At 40.1% G+C, this 16,980-nt stretch carries 16 protein-coding genes and 2 pseudogenes; 16 read left to right on the forward strand and 2 right to left on the reverse strand.

Translation table 11 applies throughout. The annotated features are described in order from the left end of the window. Nucleotides 1–42 precede the first annotated feature (42 nt). Nucleotides 43–223, reverse strand: a pseudogene (locus B7695_RS09095) (IS30 family transposase); the annotation flags it as partial. A 282-nt stretch (nucleotides 224–505) separates the two neighbouring features. Between B7695_RS09095 and tnpA the strand changes: the two are divergent. The 11 genes and pseudogenes from tnpA to B7695_RS09155 all read left to right on the forward strand — a co-directional run bounded on the left by tnpA (nucleotide 506) and on the right by B7695_RS09155 (nucleotide 9,525). Beyond that, a pseudogene (gene tnpA, locus B7695_RS09105) lies at nucleotides 506–1,018 on the forward strand (IS200/IS605 family transposase). Nucleotides 1,019–1,337: 319 nt separating this feature from the next. Further along, a complete protein-coding gene (locus B7695_RS09110) occupies nucleotides 1,338–2,036 on the forward strand; it encodes an N-acetylmannosamine-6-phosphate 2-epimerase (RefSeq protein ID WP_049539978.1) in 699 nt (232 codons plus the stop codon). Nucleotides 2,037–2,148: 112 nt separating this feature from the next. After that, nucleotides 2,149–3,477: an ABC transporter substrate-binding protein gene (locus tag B7695_RS09115; protein WP_084891258.1), complete on the forward strand. Its 1,329-nt coding sequence runs from the start codon at nucleotides 2,149–2,151 to the stop codon at nucleotides 3,475–3,477. 221 nt (nucleotides 3,478–3,698) lie between these two features. After that, entirely contained in the window at nucleotides 3,699–4,565 is an 867-nt protein-coding gene (locus B7695_RS09120) for a carbohydrate ABC transporter permease (RefSeq protein ID WP_162489574.1), read from the forward strand. A gap of 15 nt (nucleotides 4,566–4,580) precedes the next feature. Continuing rightward, entirely contained in the window at nucleotides 4,581–5,420 is an 840-nt protein-coding gene (locus B7695_RS09125; protein ID WP_033676563.1) for a carbohydrate ABC transporter permease, read from the forward strand. Between the two features lie 272 nt (nucleotides 5,421–5,692). Next, a complete protein-coding gene (locus tag B7695_RS09130; protein ID WP_084891260.1) occupies nucleotides 5,693–6,145 on the forward strand; it encodes a NanQ anomerase/TabA/YiaL family protein in 453 nt (150 codons plus the stop codon). A 19-nt stretch (nucleotides 6,146–6,164) separates the two neighbouring features. Beyond that, a complete protein-coding gene (locus B7695_RS09135) occupies nucleotides 6,165–6,809 on the forward strand; it encodes a YesL family protein (protein WP_084891262.1) in 645 nt (214 codons plus the stop codon). 172 nt (nucleotides 6,810–6,981) lie between these two features. After that, nucleotides 6,982–7,899, forward strand: a complete 918-nt coding sequence (locus B7695_RS09140; protein WP_001281499.1) for a dihydrodipicolinate synthase family protein — start codon at nucleotides 6,982–6,984, stop codon at nucleotides 7,897–7,899. A 17-nt stretch (nucleotides 7,900–7,916) separates the two neighbouring features. After that, nucleotides 7,917–8,801, forward strand: coding sequence for an ROK family protein (locus B7695_RS09145; protein ID WP_084891264.1), 885 nt, complete (start codon nucleotides 7,917–7,919; stop codon nucleotides 8,799–8,801). A 96-nt stretch (nucleotides 8,802–8,897) separates the two neighbouring features. Next, a complete protein-coding gene (relB, locus tag B7695_RS09150) occupies nucleotides 8,898–9,185 on the forward strand; it encodes a type II toxin-antitoxin system RelB/ParD family antitoxin (RefSeq protein WP_000951984.1) in 288 nt (95 codons plus the stop codon). Continuing rightward, on the forward strand, nucleotides 9,175–9,525 hold the full coding sequence (locus B7695_RS09155) for a type II toxin-antitoxin system RelE/ParE family toxin (protein ID WP_000384864.1): 351 nt from the start codon (nucleotides 9,175–9,177) through the stop codon (nucleotides 9,523–9,525). The genes relB and B7695_RS09155 overlap by 11 nt, the downstream gene beginning before the upstream one ends. 61 nt (nucleotides 9,526–9,586) lie before the next feature. Here the strand turns inward: B7695_RS09155 and B7695_RS09160 are convergent, their stop codons facing one another. Beyond that, nucleotides 9,587–10,438 (reverse strand): MurR/RpiR family transcriptional regulator, encoded by an 852-nt coding sequence (locus B7695_RS09160; RefSeq protein WP_084891267.1) that lies wholly within the window; start codon nucleotides 10,436–10,438, stop codon nucleotides 9,587–9,589. Between the two features lie 193 nt (nucleotides 10,439–10,631). Here B7695_RS09160 and pbp2b point away from each other — a divergent pair, with 193 nt between their 5' ends. The 5 genes from pbp2b to B7695_RS09185 all read left to right on the forward strand — a co-directional run bounded on the left by pbp2b (nucleotide 10,632) and on the right by B7695_RS09185 (nucleotide 16,772). Further along, a complete protein-coding gene (pbp2b, locus tag B7695_RS09165) occupies nucleotides 10,632–12,689 on the forward strand; it encodes a penicillin-binding protein PBP2B (RefSeq protein ID WP_084891268.1) in 2,058 nt (685 codons plus the stop codon). 10 nt (nucleotides 12,690–12,699) lie between these two features. Further along, nucleotides 12,700–13,296, forward strand: coding sequence for a recombination mediator RecR (recR, locus tag B7695_RS09170; RefSeq protein ID WP_000966739.1), 597 nt, complete (start codon nucleotides 12,700–12,702; stop codon nucleotides 13,294–13,296). 175 nt (nucleotides 13,297–13,471) lie between these two features. Beyond that, nucleotides 13,472–14,515, forward strand: a complete 1,044-nt coding sequence (locus B7695_RS09175; protein ID WP_084891270.1) for a D-alanine--D-alanine ligase — start codon at nucleotides 13,472–13,474, stop codon at nucleotides 14,513–14,515. Nucleotides 14,516–14,599: 84 nt separating this feature from the next. Then, nucleotides 14,600–15,973, forward strand: coding sequence for a UDP-N-acetylmuramoyl-tripeptide--D-alanyl-D-alanine ligase (locus B7695_RS09180; protein WP_084891273.1), 1,374 nt, complete (start codon nucleotides 14,600–14,602; stop codon nucleotides 15,971–15,973). A gap of 94 nt (nucleotides 15,974–16,067) precedes the next feature. Next, complete coding sequence (locus tag B7695_RS09185) at nucleotides 16,068–16,772, forward strand: YwaF family protein (protein WP_084891274.1); 705 nt, start codon at nucleotides 16,068–16,070, stop codon at nucleotides 16,770–16,772. Nucleotides 16,773–16,980 lie beyond the last annotated feature (208 nt).

The following is a 16,980-nucleotide window of genomic DNA, read 5'->3' on the forward strand; positions in this document are numbered from 1 at the left end:
AATTATAGACATAAGAAAACATCTTTGTGTTAGACTTGTCGTTCAAATATAAACGCTAAATTTCAAGTTAGTTAGCAACAAAAAATTCTCTGGGAGACTTGTAGTTCAAGCATTTTTTATGATAGTTGTTAATCCAATTTTTGATGAATGCGACTTCTTTAGGAGTCGTTTTCTTAGTTTCTTTAGGTAACCATTTATGAATGAGCTTATTGTGATTCTTATTATGTGACTATTAGTCCGAGTCTTGGACAAAAGTCTAACCTTAAATATAAAAAACGAACAAAACGAGTCATCTGACACTCAGAATTCTGTTTTGTTCGCTTTTTTGTCTAATCTATCGATTTTAAAATGTCATAATAAAGAATTCCTAAAATCAAAATCTTTTTGTCCCAGCCTCAAAAAAACCACCCGCTATGCGGGTGCGCGTCGAAGGTTATACCAAAAAAACTCCGAACGCGATACAATAAAGGTGTTCAATCCAATTGTAAAGCGAAAGGAGAAAAATATGGCACAAAAGGCTCATAGTTTATCGCACACAGAGTGGCACTGTTCTATCACATTGTGTTCACCCCTAGGTATAGACGAAAAGTCATCTATAATCAATATCGAAGTAGTTTTGGCGAAATATTTCATCGCTTGTGTAGTTATAAAGGAGTTGAAATTATCGAGGGTCACTTAATGCCAGACTATGTACATATGTTAGTAAGTATTCCACCAAGGATAAGTGTTTCAAGTTTCATGGGGTATTTAAAAGGTAAAAGTGCACTCATGATGTTTGACAAACACGCCAATCTCAAGTACAAGTTTGGGAATCGGCATTTCTGGGCGGAAGGTTATTATGTAAGTACAGTAGGGCTTAATAAAGCCACAATTGAAATAGAGTCAAGATTAAAGAAATTATCCAGTGGATGATTTCTTCACGAGTATGAAAATTTGAGAACGAGTAAAGCATGATATAGCACTAGATAAATTAAGTATAGAAGAATATGAGGATCTCTTTAGGGATAGTGGTAAGTAATACCAAAGCCTCTTTAAGAGGCAAGTGATGAGTCAAGAACAATAAGGCTTGAACAACGTGAAAGCCAGCGTCTTTAGGCGCTGGCTGGTAATTTGGGCTTATTGCCCTGGTTCAAACCACCCGTTTGACGGGTGGTCATGATTAGTTTTAGTTCATTTGGTTGTATATACGGATATTTATGTTATCTGAAACTACTTTCAGAAACAGCTGTTCTATAAAATACTTTTGAAACTGTAATCTATCCTACTACAAAGTATTGAAAGCGCTTCATAAATGATATATAATAAACTCATAAGAACAAAGAAAAGGAGGAAAGAGGATGCCACAGATTACTAAAGAAGCCTTGATTGAACAAATCAAAGATGGAATCATCGTTTCTTGTCAGGCCCTTCCTCACGAACCGCTTTATACAGAAGCGGGAGGAGTCATTCCCTTGCTGGTCAAAGCAGCTGAGCAAGGTGGAGCAGTCGGTATCCGAGCAAATAGTGTTCGTGATATCAAAGAAATCAAGGAGGTTACAAAACTTCCGATTATCGGGATTATCAAACGAGATTATCCACCTCAAGAACCCTTCATCACGGCTACTATGAAAGAAGTTGATGAACTAGCAGAACTAGATATTGAAGTGATTGCTCTAGACTGTACTAAACGCGAACGCTATGATGGTTTAGAGATTCAGGAGTTCATTCGTCAGGTTAAGGAGAAATATCCTAACCAGCTCTTGATGGCTGACACAAGTACTTTTGAAGAAGGATTGGCGGCTGTTGAAGCAGGAATTGACTTTGTCGGAACAACCTTATCAGGATACACATCTTACAGTCCTAAAGTGGATGGTCCCGATTTTGAATTGATCAAAAAACTTTGTGATGCTGGTGTAGATGTCATTGCCGAAGGGAAAATTCATACACCAGAACAAGCCAAACAAATCCTGGGATACGGAGTGCGAGGTATCGTTGTTGGTGGCGCTATTACTAGACCAAAAGAGATTACAGAACGCTTCGTTGCTGGTCTTAAATAACACAATCTTAAAACAGAGGAGAGTGGTGGATGCGTAGGATGAAATGAAAACGTATACAAATGCAAGAACTCATTATCCAATATGGATACGCTTATCAATTAGGAGAATACAAATGAAATTTAGAAAACTAGCTTGTACAGTACTTGCGGGTGCTGCGATTCTTGGCCTTGCTGCATGTGGTAATTCTGGTGGAAGTAAAGATGCTGGAAAATCTGGTAGCGATAGCGGAAAAACAGAAATCACTTGGTGGGCATTCCCAGTCTTCACTCAAGAAAAAACTGGTGACGGCGTTGGAACATATGAAAAATCAATCATCGAAGCTTTTGAAAAAGCAAATCCAGATGTAAAAGTGAAATTGGAAACCATCGACTTCAAGTCAGGTCCTGAAAAAATCACAACAGCTATCGAAGCAGGAACAGCTCCAGACGTACTTTTTGACGCACCAGGACGTATCATCCAATACGGTAAAAATGGTAAATTAGCTGAATTGAATGATATTTTCACAGATGAATTTGTCAAAGATGTCAACAATGAAAATATCGTACAAGCAAGTAAGGCTGGAGATAAAGCCTACATGTATCCAATTAGTTCAGCACCATTCTACATGGCTATGAACAAGAAAATGTTGGAAGAAGCTGGAGTTGCAAACCTTGTAAAAGAAGGTTGGACTACTGATGATTTTGAAAAAGTTTTGAAAGCGCTTAAAGACAAAGGTTACACACCAGGTTCATTGTTCAGTTCTGGTCAAGGGGGAGACCAAGGAACACGAGCCTTCATCTCTAACCTTTATGGAGCTTCTGTAACAGATAAAGATGTAACAAAATATACAACTGATGATCCTAAATTCGTCAAAGGTCTTGAAAAAGCAGCTGGCTGGATTAAAGACGGTTTGTTGAACAACGGTTCACAATTTGACGGTGGAGCAGATATCCAAAACTTTGCCAACGGTCAAACATCTTACACAATCCTTTGGGCACCAGCTCAAAACGGTATCCAAGCTAAACTCTTGGAAGCAAGTAAAGTAGAAGTGGTAGAAGTACCATTCCCATCAGATTCAGGCAAACCATCTCTTGAATACCTTGTAAACGGATTTGCAGTATTCAACAACAAAGATGACAAGAAAGTTGCAGCATCTAAGAAATTCATCCAATTTATGGCGGATGATAAAGAATGGGGTCCAAAAGACGTTGTTCGTACAGGTGCCTTCCCAGTTCGTACTTCATTTGGCAAACTTTATGAAGACAAACGTATGGAAACAATCAGTGGTTGGACTAAATACTACTCACCATATTACAACACTATCAATGGTTTTGCTGAAATGAGAACACTTTGGTTCCCAATGTTGCAATCTGTATCAAATGGTGACGAAAAACCAGCGGACGCTTTGAAAGCCTTCACTGAAAAAGCTAACGAAACAATTAAAAAAGCTACAAAACAATAAGCACTAAATCAGATTGATTCCTCCCTTTTCCCTGTGCATAGTCTATGTAAGAAAAGGGAGGCTTTTGTTTGAAATGTAAGGAACTGTCACGAAATTAAAATGAAGTTCTTACATAAGCGAATCTTAAAAAATTTCATTTTGATTTTAAAACAGTTCAAGAAAGTCAAAAAATTATTCTATTTGAAAGAGAGGTGCCGACTGTGAAAGTCAATAAAATTCGTATGCGGGAAACAGTGATTTCCTATGCTTTCCTAGCACCAGTGTTGTTCTTCTTTGTCATCTTTGTATTGGCTCCTATGGTAATGGGATTCATTACAAGTTTCTTTAATTACTCTATGACAAACTTTGAGTTTGTAGGCTTAAACAACTATATCCGTATGTTTAAAGACCCTGTCTTTATGAAGTCTTTGATCAACACGGTTATCCTGGTTATTGGATCTGTGCCAGTTGTTGTTCTATTCTCGCTCTTTGTAGCATCACAAACCTATCACCAAAATGCTATTGCCAGATCTTTCTACCGTTTCGTCTTCTTCCTTCCTGTTGTAACAGGTAGCGTTGCCGTAACAGTTGTATGGAAATGGATCTATGACCCACTATCAGGGATTCTAAATTTTGTCCTCAAGTCAAGTCATATCATCAGCCAGAACATTTCTTGGCTAGGAGACAAACACTGGGCTTTGATGGCGATTATGATTATCCTTTTGACAACTTCAGTTGGTCAGCCGATTATCCTTTATATCGCTGCTATGGGGAATATTGACAATTCACTGGTTGAAGCGGCGCGTGTTGACGGTGCAACTGAGTTTCAAGTTTTCTGGAAGATTAAATGGCCAAGCCTTCTTCCAACAACCCTTTATATTGCAATCATTACAACAATCAACTCATTCCAGTGTTTCGCCTTGATTCAGCTTTTGACTTCAGGTGGTCCAAACTACTCAACAAGTACACTTATGTACTACCTTTACGAAAAAGCCTTCCAATTGACAGAGTATGGATATGCCAACACAATCGGTGTATTCCTAGCGGTTATGATTGCTATCGTCAGCTTTGTTCAATTTAAAGTGCTTGGAAACGATGTAGAATACTAACGAAAGGAGACAGCTATGCAATCTACACAAAAGAAACCCTTAACAGCTTTCACTGTTATTTCAACTATTATCTTGCTCTTGTTGACTGTGCTGTTCATCTTTCCATTCTACTGGATCTTGACAGGTGCCTTTAAATCTCAGCCAGACACAATCGTAATTCCACCACAATGGTTCCCTAAAATGCCAACCATGGAAAACTTCCAACAACTCATGGTGCAAAACCCTGCTATGCAATGGATGTGGAACTCAGTATTTATCTCATTGGTAACCATGTTCCTAGTCTGTGCAACCTCTTCTCTAGCAGGTTATGTATTGGCTAAAAAACGTTTCTATGGTCAACGTATCCTATTTGCCATCTTCATCGCTGCTATGGCTCTTCCAAAACAAGTTGTCCTTGTGCCATTGGTACGTATCGTCAACTTCATGGGAATCCATGACACTCTTTGGGCAGTTATCTTGCCTTTGATTGGATGGCCGTTTGGTGTCTTCCTCATGAAACAATTCAGCGAAAACATCCCAACAGAATTGCTTGAATCAGCTAAAATTGATGGCTGTGGTGAGATTCGCACTTTCTGGAGCGTAGCCTTCCCAATTGTGAAACCAGGATTTGCAGCCCTTGCAATCTTCACCTTCATCAACACTTGGAACGACTACTTCATGCAATTGGTAATGTTGACTTCACGTCAAAACTTGACCATCTCACTTGGGGTTGCGACCATGCAGGCTGAAATGGCAACCAACTATGGTCTGATCATGGCAGGTGCCGCTCTTGCAGCTGTACCAATCGTAACAGTCTTCCTAGTCTTCCAAAAATCCTTCACACAGGGTATTACTATGGGAGCGGTTAAAGGATAATACTCTGCGAAAATCGAATTCAAACTACGTCAGCGTCACCTTGCCATACTTAAGTATTGCCTGCGGTTAGCTTCCTAGTTTGGTCTTCAATTTTCATTGAGTATAGGAAAATCAATCTATCAAGATACAGAAATATATTTTATAGATTTAGAGAATATAGAGGTTATAAGTGTCTACAAAATGGAGGGTATGCAGTTACTTTATGAAGTTTTGTCAGACACTTATTAACTTAAGAATGATTTTAGTTAACTATCAGAAACGAAGGAAAGAGTATGATTTTTGACGATTTGAAAAACATTACCTTTTACAAAGGAATTCATCCCAATCTAGACAAGGCTATCGACTATCTCTACCAGCACCGTAAGGATTCTTTCGAATTAGGTAAGTATGAGATTGACGGGGACAAGGTCTTTCTAGTTGTTCAGGAAAATGTCCTCAATCAAGCTGAAAATGATCAATTTGAGCATCATAAAAACTATGCAGATTTGCATTTGCTGGTAGAAGGACATGAATATTCGAGTTACGGTTCACGTATCAAAGATGAAGCAGTAGCATTCGACGAAGCGAGTGACATTGGCTTTGTTCATTGTCACGAAAACTACCCACTTTTGTTGGGTTATCACAATTTTGCGATTTTCTTTCCAGGAGAACCACACCAGCCAAATGGCTATGCAGGTATGGAAGATAAGGTTCGCAAATATCTCTTTAAAATTTTGATTGATTAAAAAATCAGGAGGAGCAAACATGGCACAAAAAGGAGTAAGCCTTATCAAGGCAGCATTTGATACAGATAACTTTCTCATGCGTTTTAGTGAGAAAGTCTTGGATATCGTGACAGCCAATCTTCTTTTTGTTGTCTCTTGTTTGCCCATCGTGACGATTGGAGTGGCCAAAATTAGTCTCTACGAGACTATGTTTGAGATTAAGAAGAGCAGACGTGTGCCTGTCTTTAAAATCTATCTAAGAGTTTTTAGGCAAAATCTGAAACTAGGTTTTCAGTTGGGGTTGTTGGAGTTAGGAATTGTATTTCTTGCTCTTTCAGATCTCTATCTCTTCTGGGGTCAGACAGCTATGCCTTTCCAAATGGTAAAAGCTATTTGTCTAGGCGTTCTTATCTTCCTCACTATCGTGATGTTGGCTAGCTATCCCATCGCCGCACGCTATGATTTGACTTGGAAAGAAGTGTTACAAAAAGGACTTATCTTGGCAAGTTTTAACTTTCCTTGGTTCTTCCTCATGTTAGCTATTCTCTTTCTCATTGTGATGGTTCTTTATCTGTCCGCCTTCAGTTTACTTTTAGGTGGCTCAGCCTTCCTGCTTTTTGGATTTGGCTTATTAGTTTTTATCCAGACTGGATTGATGGAGAAAATTTTCGCAAAATACCAATAGGATGGCTTGTCTATGAAACTACTTTCAAGCCATAAACATTTCAAAAATCATATCGAAACTAAAATCTAAGTGTACACAAGATATTGAAAGCGTTTTTCACAAGGTGTATACTAAACACGTAAAGAATAAATCCTGCTGTTAGCAGAAAAAAATAAATCTTAGGAGAAAATCTATGTCAGATTTAAAAAAATATGAAGGTGTCATTCCAGCCTTCTACGCATGTTATGATGATCAAGGAGAAGTAAGTCCAGAGCGCACACGTGCCTTGGTGCAATACTTCATTGATAAAGGTGTTCAAGGTCTTTATGTCAATGGTTCTTCTGGTGAATGTATCTACCAAAGCGTTGAAGACCGCAAGTTAATCTTGGAAGAAGTCATGGCAGTTGCCAAAGGTAAATTGACCATCATTGCTCACGTTGCTTGCAACAATACTAAAGACAGTATGGAACTTGCTCGCCATGCAGAAAGCTTGGGTGTAGACGCTATTGCAACGATTCCACCTATTTACTTCCGCTTGCCTGAGTATTCAGTTGCTAAATACTGGAACGATATCAGTTCTGCAGCACCAAACACAGACTACGTGATTTATAACATTCCTCAATTAGCAGGAGTTGCTTTGACTCCAAGCCTTTACACAGAAATGTTGAAGAATCCACGTGTTATCGGTGTTAAGAACTCTTCTATGCCAGTTCAAGATATCCAAACCTTTGTGAGCCTTGGGGGAGAAGACCACATCGTCTTTAATGGTCCAGATGAACAGTTCCTAGGTGGTCGTCTCATGGGTGCAAAAGCAGGTATCGGTGGTACTTATGGTGCTATGCCAGAACTCTTTTTGAAACTCAATCAGTTGATTGCTGACAAAGACTTGGAAACAGCGCGTGAATTGCAGTACGCTATCAACGCTATCATTGGTAAACTCACTTCTGCACATGGAAATATGTATGGTGTCATTAAAGAAGTCTTGAAGATCAATGAAGGACTGAACATTGGTTCTGTTCGTTCACCATTGACACCAGTGACTGAAGAAGATCGTCCAGTTGTAGAAGCAGCTGCAGCCTTGATTCGTGAAACCAAGGAGCGCTTCCTATAATCCATAAGGAGGTATTTATGACACACTATGTTGCAATTGATATCGGTGGAACCAACATCAAATATGGTTTGATTGACCAAGAAGGACAACTTGTTGAATCGCATGAAATGCCAACAGAGGCGCATAAGGGTGGACCTCATATCTTACAAAAGACCAAAGATATCGTAGCCAGCTATTTAGAAAAAGGCCCAGTAGCAGGTGTTGCCATTTCTTCTGCAGGAATGGTGGACCCTGATAAGGGTGAGATTTTCTATGCTGGACCTCAGATTCCAAATTATGCAGGAACCAAGTTCAAGAAGGAAATCGAGACTAGCTTTGCTATTCCTTGTGAGATTGAAAATGATGTCAACTGTGCAGGTCTGGCTGAGGCAGTATCTGGTTCAGGTAAAGGAGCGAGTGTCACTCTTTGCTTGACTATTGGAACCGGTATCGGTGGTTGCTTGATTATGGATGGGAAAGTCTTCCATGGTTTTAGCAATTCAGCCTGCGAAGTCGGTTATATGCATATGCAGGATGGAGATTTCCAAGATTTGGCCTCTACGACAGCCTTGGTGGAGTATGTAGCAGCAGGTCATGGAGATCCAGTTGATCAGTGGAATGGCAGACGTATCTTTAAGGAAGCCACTGAAGGAAACAAAATTTGCATGGAAGGCATTGACCGGATGGTAGATTACCTTGGGAAAGGTCTGGCAAATATTTGCTACGTTGCTAATCCAGAAGTAGTCATTCTCGGTGGCGGTATCATGGGACAAGAGGCAATCCTCAAACCCAAGATCCGTACAGCCTTGAAGGAATCCTTGGTGCCAAGCCTAGCTGAAAAAACACGATTAGAATTTGCCCATCACCAAAATACAGCAGGTATGTTGGGCGCTTATTATCATTTTAAAACAAAACAATCCTAGTTTGGCTCAGCCAAACTAGGATTTTCTAATTAAGCTCCCTTGACTTTCTTTATAATTGTGAGATAATAAATAAAATATATAAAGGAGTTATATAAAATGGCTATAGCGAATTCAAATAAAATTGTGACCTTCCAAGCTAATAGAGAATTGGTAAATGATGCCATGGAAGTGTTAAAAGAACAAAATCTCTCTCTTTCATCGGCACTCAGATTATTTTTAAAGAATGTTGCCGTAACAAATGAAGTAGATTTACTGAGTGAAGAGGAATTAGAGAAGGAGTATTTGTTTAGACAATTACAAGCAGAAGTTCAAGAAAGTTATGCTAAGATTGAGGCTGGAAATTACTTGACAGATGAGGATGTTGTGACACGCTATGGATTATAAAAAGTATAGGATTTTGTATTCTCCTAGAGTGATTGATAGTTTGGATAAAATATATCAGTATATAGCAGAGGAAATCGGTTCTGTAGAGGCTGCGAGACGAAAAGTGGCGAGTATCAGAAAAGATATTAATCGTCTAGAAATTTTCCCCCAAGCTGGATTTGATGCCGATGAAAAATTTGGTAAGAAATTAGACCCTCGCTACCAAACGCGAGGATTGACCTTGAGTAAGGATTACATCGTATTGTATACAATTGTTGAGGATACCGTCAGACTTGCTTATTTACTCCCTTCAAAAAGTGATTACATGAAATTATTCAAGACTAAGTCAAGATATGACTAATTCATAATCTAGAAGAGGTATGTTTGGTGATGAATAAAAATCCTAGTTTGGCTCAGCCAAACTAGGATTTTCTGACACGTTTTTGTCTACGATAGCCGTTGAGTTTTTTATTTTCCCAGTAGCTATTAAAGATTTTTTCCTTGCTTTCGCGATTGATTTCCAAAAAGTAGGCATAAATCAAATCAATAAAGAAGAGCATAGGAAGTTGAGCGGATATTCGTTGGATGTAGGAAGGTTGGCTGTGGCTAGCAACGAGAACGGTCTCTGTATAGGCCTGGCTATCTTTATTGGGAACACTTGAAAAGAGTACAGTCTTCGCCCCCATCTCCTTGGCATCTAATAGACTATCTAAAATAGAAGGTGTTGTGCCAGAAAGTGAGAAACCAAGTACGAGACAATTTTCGTCCATAATACTGGTTGTCCAGGCAAAGCCGTCTTGATCGGTCAAGGCCTCGCAGACCACACCCAGACGCATGAAGCGCAATTTCATTTCACGAGCGACAAGGCCAGAACTCCCTGTTCCGAAGAAGTAGACACGCTCAGCATCTTCGATTAATTGGGCAATTCGCTCTAGTTGGACTTCGTCAATCAAGTCTTGTGTTTGTTCCCTCATATTGCTATAACTTCTGAGGACTCGTTTGGTCAGTGGACTGTGCTTGGAGACTTGGTTGGCTTGATTTTCTGCCTGATGTTGGTATTGGAAAATAAATTCTCGGTAGCCAGTAAAGCCACACTTTTTAGCAAAGCGGGTCAGAGCAGCTTGAGAAATATGTAATTTTTGGGTGACTTGTTGAGAAGATAAATCATCTGTAATCGTTTCAGCTTGCAAAAAATAGCGAGCGATTTCTTGCTCTAGGTCTGTCATTTCTTCAAAATGTGAATCAATGATAGTTGCGATATCTGGTTTGTCCATAGGGAAGGCTCCTTTAAATGAGTCGTGTTGGAAAAAGACTAGATTATTGAACTTTTACATTCATTATAACATATAATATAGGGATGGATAAATAAAAACGTATCTTACTGTAAAAACGAAAAAAAGCTTCTTTCTTTTCCATAATTTTCTGCTCAAATTGTGGTACAATTAAGAGTAAGATTTTAAGTTAGAAATGAGACTGATTTGTATGAGAAAATTTAACAGCCATTCGATTCCGATTCGGCTTAATTTATTGTTTTCAATCGTCATTTTACTCTTTATGACCATTATTGGTCGTTTGTTGTATATGCAGGTTTTGAACAAGGATTTTTACGAAAAAAAGCTAGCCTCAGCTAGTCAGACCAAGGTCACAACCAGTTCTGCTCGTGGGGAAATCTATGATGCTAGTGGAAAACCTTTGGTAGAAAATACGTTAAAGCAGGTTGTTTCCTTTACGCGTAGCAATAAAATGACGGCTACAGACTTAAAAGAAATAGCTAAAAAGTTACTGACTTATGTGAGTATTAGCTCGCCAAATTTGACAGAACGCCAGCTGGCTGATTACTATTTGGCTGATCCTGAAATCTATAAAAAAACAGTGGAAGCTCTCCCGAGTGAGAAACGATTGGATTCAGATGGCAATCGCCTATCCGAATCAGAACTGTATAACAATGCGGTCGATAGTGTCCCAACAAGTCAACTAAACTATACAGAGGATGAAAAGAAAGAAATCTATCTTTTTAGTCAGTTAAATGCTGTTGGAAACTTTGCGACAGGAACCATTGCGACAGATCCTCTAAATGATTCTCAGGTGGCTGTTATTGCCTCTATTTCAAAGGAGATGCCTGGCATTAGTATTTCTACTTCTTGGGATCGAAAGATTTTGGAAACTTCCCTTTCTTCTATAGTAGGGAGTGTATCCAGTGAAAAAGCTGGTCTCCCAGCGGAAGAAGCAGAATCCTATCTTAAAAAAGGCTATTCTCTAAATGACCGTGTTGGAACCTCCTATTTGGAAAAGCAATATGAAGAGACCTTACAAGGAAAACGCTCGGTAAAAGAAATCCATCTGGATAAATATGGCAATATGGAAAGCGTGGACACAATTGAGGAAGGTAGTAAGGGAAACAATATCAAACTGACCATTGATTTGGCCTTCCAAGATAGCGTGGATGCTTTGCTGAAAAGTTATTTCAATTCCGAGCTAGGAAATGGTGGAGCCAAGTATTCTGAGGGTGTGTATGCAGTCGCCCTTAACCCCAAAACAGGTGCTGTTTTGTCTATGTCAGGACTCAAACATGACCTGAAAACGGGAGAGTTGACGCCTGATTCCTTGGGAACGGTAACCAATGTCTTTGTCCCAGGTTCGGTTGTTAAGGCCGCTACCATCAGCTCAGGTTGGGAAAATGGTGTTTTATCAGGAAACCAAACCTTAACAGATCAGCCTATTGTTTTCCAAGGTTCAGCTCCAATTTATTCTTGGTATAAATTGGCATATGGATCTTTTCCTATTACAGCTGTGGAAGCCTTGGAGTATTCATCCAATGCTTACGTGGTTCAAACCGCTCTTGGAATCATGGGCCAGACCTATCAACCCAATATGTTTGTCGGCACCAGCAATCTAGAGTCTGCTATGGGGAAATTGCGTTCAACCTTTGGTGAATATGGTTTGGGTTCTGCGACTGGGATTGACCTACCAGATGAATCTACTGGATTGGTTCCCAAAGAGTATAACTTTGCCAATTTCATTACTAATGCTTTTGGCCAGTTTGATAACTACACACCGATGCAATTAGCCCAGTACGTTGCAACTATTGCTAACAATGGTGTTCGTCTAGCTCCACATATTGTCGAGGGAATATACGACAACAATGATAAGGGTGGCCTTGGGGAATTAATCCAAGCAATAGATACCAAGGAAATCAACAAGGTCAATATTTCTGAATCAGATATGGCAATCTTGCACCAAGGATTTTACCAAGTATCGCATGGAACTAGTCCCCTTACGACAGGACGGGCGTTTTCAGATGGCGCCACTGTTTCTATCAGTGGTAAGACCGGTACAGGTGAAAGCTATGTAGCTGGTGGTCAAGAAGCTAATAATACCAATGCCGTGGCCTATGCTCCAACAGAAAATCCTCAAATTGCAGTTGCAGTAGTCTTTCCTCATAATACCAATTTAACCAAAAATGTTGGGCCAGCAATTGCTCGCGACATTATCAATTTATATAACCAACACCATCCAATGAATTAGAAAGGAAGCCATGCTTTATCCAACACCTATTGCTAAGTTGATTGACAGTTATTCCAAACTTCCTGGTATTGGGATTAAGACAGCAACTCGACTGGCCTTTTATACTATTGGAATGCCGGATGACGACGTCAATGAATTTGCAAAAAATCTTCTTGCAGCCAAGCGAGAATTGACCTATTGCTCTATTTGTGGACGATTAACAGATGAAGACCCGTGCTCTATCTGTACCGATCCTAGCCGTGATCAGTCTACGATTCTGGTCCTGGAGGATAGCCGCGATGTCGCTGCCATGGAAAATATTCAGGAATACCACGGACTTTACCATGTCCTGCATGGTCTCATTTCTCCCATGAATGGCATTAGTCCAGATGATATCAATCTCAAGAGCCTCATGACTCGTCTGATGGATAGTGAGGTTTCAGAAGTAATCGTAGCAACTAATGCCACAGCAGATGGGGAAGCGACTTCCATGTATCTTTCACGTTTGCTCAAGCCAGCTGGGATCAAGGTTACGCGCCTGGCACGAGGCCTCGCTGTGGGAGCAGATATCGAGTATGCGGATGAAGTTACACTCTTACGAGCCATTGAAAATCGAACAGAGTTGTAAGTGTAGACAAATTTACGAACTCCATTCATTTATAAAAAAATCAAGGAGGCTGAAAATCGTTCATATCGGCCTCTTTTTGTATAGTGTGATGAGTAGGAGCAGGTTCAAGTTTCAAAAAAGAAGCAAATATGATATACTAAAGAGCGAGTATTCTAGTAGAATTAGGACAAGTAATATGAAACAAACGATTATTCTTTTATATGGTGGACGGAGTGCGGAACGCGAAGTCTCTGTCCTTTCAGCGGAAAGTATCATGCGTGCGGTTAACTACGATCGTTTCACAGTCAAGACTTTCTTCATCAGCCAGTCAGGTGACTTTATCAAAACGCAGGAATTTAGCCAGATTCCGGGGCAAGAAGACCGTCTCATGACTAATGCGACCATTGATTGGGATAAGCAAGTTGCACCAAGTGCCATCTACGAAGAAGGGGCAGTTGTCTTTCCAGTCCTTCACGGTCCGATGGGAGAAGATGGCTCTGTTCAAGGATTCTTAGAAGTTTTGAAAATGCCCTACGTTGGTTGCAACATCTTGTCATCAAGCCTTGCCATGGATAAAATCACTACTAAGCGTGTGTTGGAATCTGCTGGCATTGCCCAAGTTCCTTATGTGGCCATCGTTGAAGGCGATGATGTGACTGCTAAAATCGCTGAAGTGGAAGAAAAATTGACTTATCCAGTCTTCACTAAGCCGTCAAACATGGGTTCTAGTGTCGGTATTTCTAAATCTGAAAATCAAGAAGAACTCCGCCAAGCTTTGGAACTTGCCTTCCAATATGACAGCCGTGTCTTGGTTGAGCAAGGAGTGAATGCTCGTGAAATCGAGGTTGGTCTACTGGGCAACTACGATGTCAAAAGCACCCTACCAGGAGAAGTAGTCAAGGATGTTGCCTTCTACGACTACGATGCCAAGTATATTGACAACAAGATTACCATGGATATCCCAGCTAAAATCAGTGATGATGTGGTAGCTGTCATGCGTCGAAATGCGGAAACAGCCTTCCGTGCCATTGGTGGCCTCGGTCTCTCTCGTTGCGATTTCTTCTATACAGATAAGGGAGAGATATTCCTAAACGAGCTTAATACCATGCCAGGTTTCACCCAGTGGTCTATGTACCCACTACTTTGGGACAATATGGGAATCAGCTACCCAGACCTAATCGAGCGATTGGTTGACCTTGCCAAGGAAAGTTTTGACAAGCGCGAAGCGCATTTGCTATAAAAATGAAAGAGAGGGTAGAAGCCAGAACTATCACTGCCAGGTGATTAGAGTTCTGGGACTTCAACCCTTTTTAAAGGAGTAGAAATGAAATTAACAATTCATGAAGTGGCCCAAGTTGTAGGAGCCAAAAATGATGTCAGCATCTTTGAGGACATCCAGTTAGAAAAGGCTGAGTTTGATAGTCGTTTGATTGGGGCAGGGGATTTATTTGTGCCCCTCAAAGGTGCGCGTGATGGTCATGGCTTTATCGAAACAGCCTTTGAAAATGGTGCAGCAGTAACCTTGTCTGAGAAAGAGATTGCAAATCATCCTTATATTTTAGTAGATGATGTTTTGACTGCCTTTCAATCCCTAGCTGCCTATTATCTTGAAAAAACAGCTGTTGATGTCTTTGCGGTCACAGGTTCAAATGGTAAGACAACGACCAAGGATATGTTAGCTCACTTGCTATCAACAACCTACAAAGCCTACAAAACACAAGGCAACTATAATAACGAGATTGGCCTTCCCTACACAGTTCTCCATATGCCTGAAGGGACAGAAAAGTTGGTTTTGGAGATGGGACAGGATCACTTGGGAGATATTCATCTCTTGTCTGAATTGGCTCATCCAAAAACAGCCATCGTGACCTTGGTTGGAGAGGCTCATTTGGCCTTTTTCAAAGATCGTTCTGAAATTGCTAAAGGAAAAATGCAAATTGCAGATGGTATGGCATCAGGTTCTTTGCTTTTGGCACCGGCTGACTCTATTGTAGAGGACTACTTGCCAGCTGATAAAAAGATGGTTCGTTTTGGGCAAGGAGCAGAGCTGGAAATCACAGACTTGATTGAGCGCAAGGACAGTCTGACCTTTAAGGCTAATTTCTTGGAACAAGCCCTCGATTTGCCAGTGACTGGTAAGTACAATGCCACTAATGCCATGATTGCGTCTTATGTTGCCCTACAAGAAGGGGTTTCAGAGGAGCAAATTCATAAGGCTTTCCAAAACCTTGAATTGACGCGTAACCGTACCGAATGGAAGAAAGCAGCCAATGGAGCAGATATCTTATCAGATGTTTACAATGCCAATCCAACTGCTATGAAGCTGATTTTAGAGACTTTCTCTGCCATTCCAGCCAACGAAGGTGGCAAGAAAATCGCTGTCTTGGCGGACATGAAGGAACTTGGTGACCAGTCTATTCAACTCCATAACCAGATGATTTTGAGCCTCTCGCCAGATGTGCTTGATACCGTGATTTTCTATGGAGAAGATATTGCTGAATTAGCCCAATTGGCTAGTCAAATGTTCCCAATTGGCCACGTTTACTACTTCAAGAAAACAGAAGACCAAGACCAATTTGAAGACCTAGTCAAGCAGGTTAAGGAAAGCCTCAGTGCCAATGATCAAATCTTGCTAAAAGGCTCTAACTCTATGAATCTAGCCAAGTTGGTAGAAAGTTTAGAAACTGAAGGCAAGTAATTTTGTCAAACATTTACGTATTTTTAAATCCATTTTTGACAAATAGCATGGTATAATAATATGCAGGAAAATTTTGAATCATGAGGAAGACTAGATGAATTTATGGGATATTTTCTTTACGACCCAAGCAACAGAACCACCCAAATTTGACCTTTTTTGGTACGTGAGTATATTTACACTATTAGCCTTGACCTTTTATACAGCCTATCGTTATCGTGAAAAGAAGGTTTACCAACGATTTTTCCAAATCTTGCAGGCCGTTCAGTTAATCCTTCTTTATGGTTGGTATGGGGTCAATCATATGCCACTGTCAGAAAGTTTACCCTTTTATCATTGCCGTATGGCTATGTTTGTGGTGCTCTTGCTTCCTGGTCAGTCTAAATATAGGCAGTATTTTGCATTACTAGGAACATTTGGGACATTAGCTGCCTTTGTTTATCCAGTGCCAGATCCCTATCCTTTCCCACATATTGCCATTTTGTCCTTTATCTTTGGCCACTTAGCTCTCTTGGGGAACTCACTGGTTTATCTCTTGAGACAGTACGATGCGAGAATGCTAGATGTGAAAAGAATTTTTCTCATGACCTTTGCATTAAATGCCTTAATTTTTGTGGTCAATTTGGTAACAGGTGGAGATTACGGATTCTTGACCAAACCGCCATTGGTTGGAGACCACGGCTTAGTAGCTAATTATTTAATCGTTTCTCTGGCCTTGTCAGCGGCGATTACGTTGACAAAGAAAATTTTGGAACTATTTTTAGAACAAGAAGCAGAAAAAATGATTGCAAAGAAAGCTTAGAAATGAGCTTTCTTTTTTGTACAATAGACAGATTGTTGACAAAGTTTACAGTGAATGAATTTCTGAACAGAAAAACTAAAAAATTGGCTGGTAAATTTAGGAAAAAACTGAGCACGATGAGATTTTTTGTGTTATAATATTCTGTGAATAGCTATGCCTACGTTTAGCTATTGAATATTACGAAGTTAGAAACTTGGAAGATAGAGAG

This window comes from Streptococcus mitis (assembly GCF_002096845.1).
Lineage (GTDB): Bacteria > Bacillota > Bacilli > Lactobacillales > Streptococcaceae > Streptococcus > Streptococcus mitis_A.